At 70.7% G+C, this 8,111-nt stretch carries 10 protein-coding genes; all 10 read right to left on the bottom strand.

Annotated elements, in window-relative coordinates:
- The coding region (locus tag AC30N0_RS09010) for a HisA/HisF-related TIM barrel protein (protein WP_489517588.1) at positions 1-153 on the bottom strand (153 nt) is incomplete at its 3' end.
- Between the two features lie 86 nt (positions 154-239).
- Positions 240-983 (bottom strand): 1-(5-phosphoribosyl)-5-[(5-phosphoribosylamino)methylideneamino]imidazole-4-carboxamide isomerase, encoded by a 744-nt coding sequence (hisA, locus tag AC30N0_RS09005; protein ID WP_489517587.1) that lies wholly within the window; start codon positions 981-983, stop codon positions 240-242.
- A gap of 60 nt (positions 984-1,043) precedes the next feature.
- Positions 1,044-1,766 (bottom strand): imidazole glycerol phosphate synthase subunit HisH, encoded by a 723-nt coding sequence (hisH, locus tag AC30N0_RS09000; RefSeq protein WP_489517586.1) that lies wholly within the window; start codon positions 1,764-1,766, stop codon positions 1,044-1,046.
- The gene (gene hisB, locus AC30N0_RS08995) at positions 1,735-2,367 is read right to left on the bottom strand and encodes an imidazoleglycerol-phosphate dehydratase HisB (RefSeq protein ID WP_489517585.1); all 633 of its coding nucleotides are present in this window, start codon (positions 2,365-2,367) and stop codon (positions 1,735-1,737) included. The genes hisH and hisB overlap by 32 nt, the downstream gene beginning before the upstream one ends.
- 5 nt (positions 2,368-2,372) lie before the next feature.
- Positions 2,373-3,455, bottom strand: a complete 1,083-nt coding sequence (gene hisC / locus AC30N0_RS08990) for a histidinol-phosphate transaminase (RefSeq protein ID WP_489517584.1) — start codon at positions 3,453-3,455, stop codon at positions 2,373-2,375.
- Positions 3,456-3,463: 8 nt separating this feature from the next.
- Positions 3,464-4,795, bottom strand: a complete 1,332-nt coding sequence (gene hisD / locus AC30N0_RS08985) for a histidinol dehydrogenase (protein ID WP_489517583.1) — start codon at positions 4,793-4,795, stop codon at positions 3,464-3,466.
- On the bottom strand, positions 4,792-5,448 hold the full coding sequence (gene hisG / locus AC30N0_RS08980; RefSeq protein WP_489517582.1) for an ATP phosphoribosyltransferase: 657 nt from the start codon (positions 5,446-5,448) through the stop codon (positions 4,792-4,794). The genes hisD and hisG overlap by 4 nt, the downstream gene beginning before the upstream one ends.
- A gap of 28 nt (positions 5,449-5,476) precedes the next feature.
- Entirely contained in the window at positions 5,477-6,736 is a 1,260-nt protein-coding gene (gene murA, locus AC30N0_RS08975) for a UDP-N-acetylglucosamine 1-carboxyvinyltransferase (RefSeq protein ID WP_489517581.1), read from the bottom strand.
- Positions 6,737-6,785: 49 nt separating this feature from the next.
- On the bottom strand, positions 6,786-7,055 hold the full coding sequence (locus AC30N0_RS08970; protein WP_489517580.1) for a BolA family protein: 270 nt from the start codon (positions 7,053-7,055) through the stop codon (positions 6,786-6,788).
- 61 nt (positions 7,056-7,116) lie between these two features.
- Positions 7,117-7,920, bottom strand: coding sequence for an ABC transporter permease (locus tag AC30N0_RS08965; protein ID WP_489517579.1), 804 nt, complete (start codon positions 7,918-7,920; stop codon positions 7,117-7,119).
- Positions 7,921-8,111: the final 191 nt, after the last annotated feature.

Genomic DNA, 8,111 nt, shown 5'->3' with positions numbered 1-8,111 from the left:
GTCGAGGAAGGTCAGCTCGTCGGCGCCCTGCTCGTTGTAGCGGGCCGCGATCTCGACCGGGTCGCCGGCGTCGCGCAGGGCGACGAAGTTGACGCCCTTGACGACGCGCCCGGCGGTGACGTCGAGGCAGGGAATGATGCGTTTGGCAAGCATGGGCGTCGTGTCAACCTGAGCGCAGCGAAGGATCCCGGCAGGCGAAGAGATCCTTCGCTTCGCCCAGGATGACAAGCGGGGTCGGCTCAGGCGTCGGCGAGCTCGTCGGCGCGGGCCTGGGCGGCGGCGAAGTCGAGGTCGCCGGTGTAGATCGCGCGGCCGCAGATGACGCCCTCGATGCCGACCTCTTCCACGGCGCAGAGCTTCTCGATGTCGGCCATCGAGGCCAGCCCGCCGGAGGCGATGACCGGAATAGTCAGCACCTGGGCCAGCCGCACCGTGGCCTCGACATTGATGCCGGTGAGCATGCCGTCGCGGCCGATGTCGGTATAGACCAGGCCGTCGGCGCCGTAGTCCTGGAACTTGCGCGCGAGGTCGGCCACCTCGTGGCCGGTGAGCTTGCTCCAGCCGTCGGTGGCGACCTTGCCGTCCCTGGCGTCGAGGCCGACGATGATGTGGCCGCCGAAGGCGCTGCAGGCGTCGCGCAGGAAGCCGGGGTTCTTCACCGCCGCGGTGCCGATGATGATGTAGCTGAGGCCGTCGTCGAGATAGCGCTCGATGGTGTCGAGGTCGCGGATGCCACCGCCGAGCTGGACCGGGATCTCGTCGCCCACTTCGGCCAGGATCGCCTTCACGGCGGCCTCGTTGACCGGCTTGCCGGCGAAGGCGCCGTTCAGGTCGACGAGGTGCAGGCGCCGCGCTCCGGCGTCGAGCCAGCGCCGCGCCATGGCGGCCGGGTCTTCGCTGAAGACCGTCGAGTCCCTCATGTCACCCTGCTTCAGGCGCACGCAGTGACCGTCTTTCAGGTCGATTGCAGGGATCAGCAGCATGGCCGAGTCAAGCGGAGTACCGGACGGTGAGGAAGCGCTCTCGCGCTTCGATGCCAGGCGTCAAGGGGTCCAGTGCAGGAAGTTACGGTACAACGCAAGGCCGTGATCGGCGCTTTTCTCGGGATGGAACTGGGTCGCGAAAATGTTATCTCGGCCCAGCACGGAGGTAAAGCGGGCGCCGTAATCGGTTTCGCCTACGCTGTGGCGCGGGTCCGACGGCCGGGCGAAGAAACTGTGCACGAAATAAAAGTAGCTGCCGTCCGGGATGCCTTCCCAGAGCGGGTGCGCCCGGGCTTGCCAGACCTCGTTCCAGCCCATCTGCGGCACCTTGTAGCGGCTGCCGTCGGGCTGAAGCCGGCCCTCGAGGCGAAAGCGCAGGACTTCGCCGCCGATCAGGCCGAGGCCGGGCGTTCCGGCTCCAGGCGGACCTTCCTCGCTTCGATCGAGAAGCATCTGCATGCCGACGCAGACGCCGAGCAGCGGCTTGGCCGCAGCCGCCTCGAGCACCGCGCCCCGCAGGCCCGAGTCGCGCAGCTCGCGCATGCAATCGGGCATCGCGCCCTGCCCCGGCAGGACGACGCGTTCGGCAGCGGCGACTTCCTCGGGTTTCGCCGTGACGACCACCCCCACCGCGTCGCCCGACTTCGACGCCTCGCGGGCGACGCGGGCGACCGCCTGTGCCACCGAGCGCAGGTTGCCCATGCCGTAGTCGACGACGGCGACGGTTCGCTTCACCGCTGAGCTTTCGGGCCTACAGGCTGCCCTTCGTGGACGGCACGACATCGCCGAGGCGAGGGTCGACCGTCACGGCCGCGCGCAGGGCCCGCGCGAACGCCTTGAAGACGGTCTCGCACTGGTGGTGCGCGTTGTCGCCGCGCAGGTTGTCGATGTGCAGCGTCGCCAGCGCGTGGTTGGCGAAGCCCTGGAAGAACTCGTGCGTCAGCTGGACGTCGAAGCCGCCGATCATCCCGGCCTTGAACGGCACGTTCATGACCAGCCCCGGCCGGCCGGAGAAGTCGATGACGACGCGCGACAGCGCCTCGTCGAGCGGCACATAGGCGTGGCCGTAGCGCATCAGGCCGCGCTTGTCGCCCACCGCCTGGGCGACGGCCATGCCGAGGCTGATGCCGACGTCCTCGACCGTGTGGTGGCCGTCGATGTGCAGGTCACCCTCGGCCTCGATCTCCAGGTCGATCATCCCGTGCCGGGCGATCTGCTCGAGCATGTGGTCGAAGAAGCCGATCCCGGTGGCGAGCTTCGCGGAGCCGTGGCCGTCGAGTTCGACGCTGACGCGGATCTTCGTTTCCTTGGTGTCGCGGCGGATGCACGCCCGGCGCGGCGGAGGCGACGACAGGGCGACGGTGGCAGGTGCGGGGGCGTTCATGGGGGTCAAGCGCGCACGGAAGCGCGCAGGGCGTCGATCATGAGCGCATTTTCCTCCCGCGTGCCGACCGTCAGGCGCAGGCAGCCGGAGAGCAGGGGATGCAGCCCGGCGACGTTCTTGACGAGCACGCCGCGCTGCTTAATGGCGGCGAATACCGCGGCACCGTCGGCGACCCGGACCAGGATCATGTTGGCCTCGCTCGGGAAGGCTTCGACGCCCGGCAGGGCCGCGAATTCGCGCTGCAGCCGGGCCCGCTCGTCGCGCAGCAGCGCCGCCTGGCGCGCGAACTCGTCGGCGTGCGCCAGGGCGAACAGCGTCGCCTCGGCATTGAGAGCACCGATGTTGTACGGCGGACGAACCTTGTCGATCTCGTCGATCAGCGCCGCCGGCCCGGCCAGGTAGCCGAGGCGAACGCCGGCCAGGCCGAACTTGCTCAGCGTGCGCATCACGAGCAGGTGCGGCGAGGTGCCGACCCGGCTCATCCAGGTGCGCGACGAGAACGGCTGGTAGGCCTCGTCGATCACGACCAGGCCGTCCTGCGCCCCGATGGCGTCGACGATGCGGTCGACGGCGGCCGGGTCGAACAGGTTGGCGGTCGGGTTGTTCGGGCAGGCCAGCCAGGTGATCGCCGGACGGTGCGTCTCGATCGCCGCCAGCATCGCCGGCTCGTCCAGCTCGAAGCGCGGCGTGAGCGGAACGCCGACGAAGGCCAGCCCCTGCAGCCTGGCCGACATCGCGTACATCACGAAGCCGGGCACCGGCGCGAGGACGGTGGCGCCGGGCAGGTCGCAGGCCATCGTCAGCAAAGAGATCAGCTCGTCCGAGCCGTTGCCGAGCATCAGCTTGCAGCCGGCCGGCAGCTGCACGTGCGCTCCGAGCGCGGCGATCACGTCGGCGATGCAGGTCGTCGGGTAGCGGTTGATGGCGACGCGGCCGAGCCGCTCGCCGAGCTCCTTCTGCAGCGGCTCCGGCAGGCGGAACGGGTTCTCCATGGCGTCGAGCTTGACCAGGCCGCTGCTCGGCTGGATGGCGTAGGCGTGCATCGACTGCACGTCCTGGCGCAGGACCCTGGCGTAGCGATCGTTCATGGCGGGGTTCACGGCCTGCCTCGCCTGCTCGCCGGGAGGCGCAGGTCCGCGGCCGCGGCGTGCGCGTGCAGGCCTTCGCCCCGCGCGAGCTCCGATGCGATCGGGCCGAGCGTCGCAGCGCCCTGCTCGCTGACCTCGATGAGGCTGGTCCGCTTCTGGAAGTCGTACACGCCGAGCGGCGACGAGAAGCGGGCCGTTCCTGCGGTCGGCAGCACGTGGTTCGGGCCGGCGCAGTAGTCGCCCAGACTTTCGCTCGTGAAGGCGCCGAGGAAGATCGCCCCGGCGTGGCGCAGGAGCGGCTCCCAGCGCCCGGGTTCGCGGGTACTGACCTCGAGGTGCTCGGGCGCGATGCGGTTGCTGATCTCGCAGGCCTCTTCCATGGAGCGCGTCAGGATGAAGGCGCCCCGCCCTTCGAGCGAGGCGCGGATGACGCCCCGGCGCGGCATCTGCGGCAGCAGCCGGTCGATCGCCGCGCCGACGCGTTCCAGGTAGGCGGCGTCGGGACTGAGCAGGATGCTTTGCGCCAGCTCGTCGTGCTCGGCCTGGCTGAAGAGATCCATCGCGACCCAGTCCGGCGGCGTCGTGCCGTCGGCGAGGACGAGGATCTCGCTCGGCCCGGCGATCATGTCGATGCCCACGGTGCCGAAGACGCGCCGCTTGGCGCTGGCCACGTAGGCGTTGCCCGGCCCGGTGATCTTGTGCACCGCCGGGATCGTCGCCGTCCCGTAGGCGAGCGCGCCGACGGCCTGCGCGCCGCCGACGGCGAAGACCCGGTCGACGCCGGCGATCGCCGCGGCTGCCAGGACCAGCGGGTTGCGCTCGCCGCGCGGCGTCGGGACGACCATGACGATCTGCCCGACCCCGGCGACCTTGGCCGGCAGTGCGTTCATCAGCACGCTCGACGGGTACGCGGCCTTGCCGCCCGGCACGTAGATGCCGACGCGCTCGATCGGCGTCACCTTCTGCCCGAGCAGCGTGCCGTCGCCGTCGCGGTAGCTCCAGCTGCGGCCGGTGGCTTCGAGCTGACGCTGGTGGAAGTCGCGCACGCGCTCGGCTGCGGCCTCGAGGGGGCTGCGCTGCGCCGCAGGCAGGCCGTCGCGTGCGGCGGCGAGCTCGCCGGCGCCGATCTCGAGGTCGGCGACCGAGGCCGCGTCGATCGCATCGAAGCGGCGCGTGTACTCGAGGACGGCCGCATCGCCGCGACCGCGGACATCGGCGAGGATGGCGGCGACCGTCGCTTCGATCGCCGCGTCGGCATCAGCGGCGTAGGCGAGCAGCGCCGTGAGCTCGGCCGCGAATCCGGCGTTGCTGCTGCGCAGGCGCCGAACCGCCACGCTCACGACCGCGCTCCCGATGCAGCGGCCACGGCGGCCGAGAGTGCGTCGACGATGGCGCGTATCGGCTCGCGGTTCAGCTTCAGGGCCGCCTTGTTGACGACCAGGCGGGCCGAGATCGGCATGATCTCCTCGACCTCGACCAGCGCGTTCGCCTTCAGCGTGTGGCCGGAGGCGACAAGGTCGACGATCGCATCGGCGAGGCCGGTCAGCGGCGCCAGCTCCATGGAGCCGTACAGCTTGATGAGGTCGACGTGGACGCCCTTGTCGGCGAAGTGATCGCGGGCGATGCGCGTGAACTTGGTGGCGACGCGGATGCGCGAACCCTGCTGCGCGGCGGCGGCGTAGTCGAAGTCGTGCGCCGCGGCCACGCTCATGCGGCAGCGGGCGATGCCCAGGTCGAGCGGCCGGTACAGGCCCTCGCCGCCATGCTCGAGCAGGGTGTCGAGGCCGACGACACCGAGATCGGCGCCGCCGTGCTGGACGTAGGTCGGCACGTCGCTGGCGCGCACCAGCACGACGCGCAGGTCGGCGCGCGATGTCGCGACGATCAGCTTGCGGCTCGTCTCCGGGTCCTCGGCCAGCCGGATGCCGGCGGCGGCGAGCAGCGGCAGGCTCTCGTCCAGGATGCGGCCCTTGGACAAGGCGAGCGTGATCACGCTTGCCTTTCCAGCGTGTCGAGCGTGATCACGACACCCGCTCGATGGCCGCGCCGAGGCCCAGCAGTTTCGCTTCCATGCGGTCGTAGCCGCGGTCGAGGTGGTAGATGCGGTCGATGACGGTCTCGCCCTCGGCGACCAGCCCGGCGATCACCAGCCCCGCCGACGCGCGCAGGTCGGTCGCCATCACCGCTGCTCCGGAGAGCCTGGGAACGCCCTGCACCACCGCGACCCGGCCGTCGACGTCGACGTGGGCGCCCAGCCGCAGCAACTCGTTGACGTGCATGAAGCGGTTCTCGAAGATCGTCTCGGTGATGGTCGCCGAGCCGTCGGCGATGCAGTCGAGCGCCATCAGCTGCGCCTGCATGTCGGTCGGGAAGGCCGGGTACTCGCTGGTCCGGAAGCCCACCGCCCGCGGCCGGCCGTCGGCGCGCACCCGTACCCAGCCGTCGCCGGCCTCGATGGCCGCGCCCGCCTCGCGCAGCTTGTCGACGACGGCCTGCAGGTGATCGGCGCGGGCGTGGCGCAGGACGACGTCGCCCCCCGTGGCGGCCACCGCGCACAGGAACGTGCCGGCCTCGATGCGGTCGGGCACGATGCGGTGCGACACGCCGTGCAGCCGCTCGACGCCGACGATGCGGATCCGGCTCGTCCCGTGCCCCTCGATGCGCGCGCCCATCGCGATCAGCATCTCGGCGAGGTCGGGTATCTCGGGCTCCTGCGCCGCGTTCTCGAGCACCGTCTCGCCGTCGGCCAGCGTCGCGGCCATGAGCAGGTTCTCGGTGCCGGTCACGGTGACCATGTCGGTCGTGATGCGGGCCCCCTTCAGGCGCTCGGCGCGGGCGACGATGTAGCCGTGCTCGACGACGATCTCGGCGCCCATCGCCTGGAGCCCCTTGATGTGCTGGTCGACCGGGCGCGTGCCGATGGCGCAGCCGCCGGGCAGGGACACCCGCGCCTCGCCGAAGCGGGCGAGCAGCGGCCCGAGCACCAGGATCGAGGCGCGCATCGTCTTCACGAGCTCGTAGCCGGCCTCGCGCGACGTGATGTCGCTCGCGTCGAGGCTTACCGTCGCATCGCTGCCCTCAACCCGCTCCAGCGCGACGCCGAGCGTGCGCAGCAGCTTGAGCATCGTCGCGACGTCCTGCAGGCGCGGCACGTTGGCGAGCTGCACGCGCTTGGCGGTCAGGAGCGCTGCGCACAGCTCGGGGAGGGCTGCGTTCTTGGCGCCGGAAATGGCGACCTCGCCCTCGAGCCGGCGGCCGCCGCGGATGCGCAGTTTGTCCATCGAACGGGTTCCGATCGGTCCGGGCGGCGCCCGGCGCCGGCGGCCGGTGTCAGTGCGGGTGGGAGGGGGAAGCGGCGCGCTCGGACGCCCATTCCTCGGGCGTCAGCGTCTTCATCGAGAGCGCGTGAATCTGCTCGCGCATTCTATCGCCGAGGGCCCGGTAGACCCGCTGGTGGCGGGCGATGCGGCTGCTGCCCGCGAACTCGGCCGAGACGATGGTGGCGAAGAAATGGCGGCCGTCGCCCTCGACCTCGAGGTGCTCGCAAGCGAGGCCGTCGGCGATGAATCGCTCGATCTCGGCGGGGGTGGGCTCGGCCATGCGGCGATGTTAGCGCGGGGCCTCCCGGCCGCTTGCGGGCAGGGGCACCGGGTGCCGCAAGCTAGTGGCGGATCTTGTAGCCGATCCGCAGCAGGTGCAGGCAGGCTGCGCAGACGACGGCCAGGCTGATGCCGACCACCGCCAGGCTCAGCCAGGGCGACACGTCGCTGGTGCCGAAGAAGCCGTGCCGGAAGCCGTCGATCATGTAGAAGAAGGGGTTGAGGTGGCTGACCTCGCGCCAGACCGGGGGCAGCGACGCGACCGAATAGAACACGCCCGACAGGAAGGTCATCGGCATGATGATGAAGTTCTGGAAGGCGGCGATCTGGTCGAACTTCTCGGCCCAGAGCCCGGCGATCAGGCCGAGCGCGCCCATCAGCGCCGCGCCGGCCACCGTGAAGAAGACGATCCAGAGCGGGTTGGCGACCTGCAGAGGCGCGAACCAGACCGTCACCAGCAGCACGCCGGCGCCGACGGCGACGCCGCGCACCACCGAGGCACCGACGTAGGCCAGGAACCAGGCCCAGTGCGAGAGCGGCGTGACGAGCACGAAGACCAGGTTGCCGGTGATCTTGCTCTGGATCAGCGACGAGCTCGAGTTGGCGAAGGCGTTCTGCAGCACGCTCATCATCACCAGGCCGGGGATCAGGAAGCTGGTGTAGCCGACCGAGCCGAACACGGTCACCCGGCCATCGAGCACGTGGCCGAAGATCAGGAGGTAGAGCACCGCCGTCAGCACCGGCGCCGCCACGGTCTGGAAGCTCACCTTCCAGAAGCGCAGCACCTCCTTGTAGAGCAGGGTCCGCGTGCCGGCGAGGACGCCGGTCTCGGCGGCGATGGGCAGTGCCTCCACCGCAGCGTTCATGGTGCCCCCTTGGCGCTGCGCGCCGTCCCCCCGCGGGGGAACGAACGCCTTCGGAGCGGCCGGGCGCCGTTCATGCCGCGACTCTGGGCGGCGTCTCGCCGCGCATGATCTCGATGAACACGTCCTCCAGGTCGGCGCGGCCGATCTCGAGGTCCTCCGGATCGCAGTCGGCACCGTGCAGCACGGCCAGG

The sequence above is a fragment of the Rhizobacter sp. genome (assembly GCF_031412495.1).
Taxonomy (GTDB): domain Bacteria; phylum Pseudomonadota; class Gammaproteobacteria; order Burkholderiales; family Burkholderiaceae_C; genus Schlegelella_A.
The sequence above is the reverse complement of the archived record's forward strand: the minus strand, read 5'-3'. Positions and strand labels throughout refer to the sequence as shown.

Excerpts from the sequence above, each read along its gene's own strand:
- hisA (WP_489517587.1), bottom strand. The coding sequence starts at position 983 with ATGCTGCTGATCCCTGCAATCGACCTGAAAGACGGTCACTGCGTGCGC.
- hisH (WP_489517586.1), bottom strand. The coding sequence starts at position 1,766 with ATGTCGTGCCGTCCACGAAGGGCAGCCTGTAGGCCCGAAAGCTCAGCG.
- hisB (WP_489517585.1), bottom strand. The coding sequence starts at position 2,367 with ATGAACGCCCCCGCACCTGCCACCGTCGCCCTGTCGTCGCCTCCGCCG.
- hisC (WP_489517584.1), bottom strand. The coding sequence starts at position 3,455 with ATGAACGATCGCTACGCCAGGGTCCTGCGCCAGGACGTGCAGTCGATG.
- murA (WP_489517581.1), bottom strand. The coding sequence starts at position 6,736 with ATGGACAAACTGCGCATCCGCGGCGGCCGCCGGCTCGAGGGCGAGGTC.
- AC30N0_RS08970 (WP_489517580.1), bottom strand. The coding sequence starts at position 7,055 with ATGGCCGAGCCCACCCCCGCCGAGATCGAGCGATTCATCGCCGACGGC.
- AC30N0_RS08965 (WP_489517579.1), bottom strand. The coding sequence starts at position 7,920 with ATGAACGCTGCGGTGGAGGCACTGCCCATCGCCGCCGAGACCGGCGTC.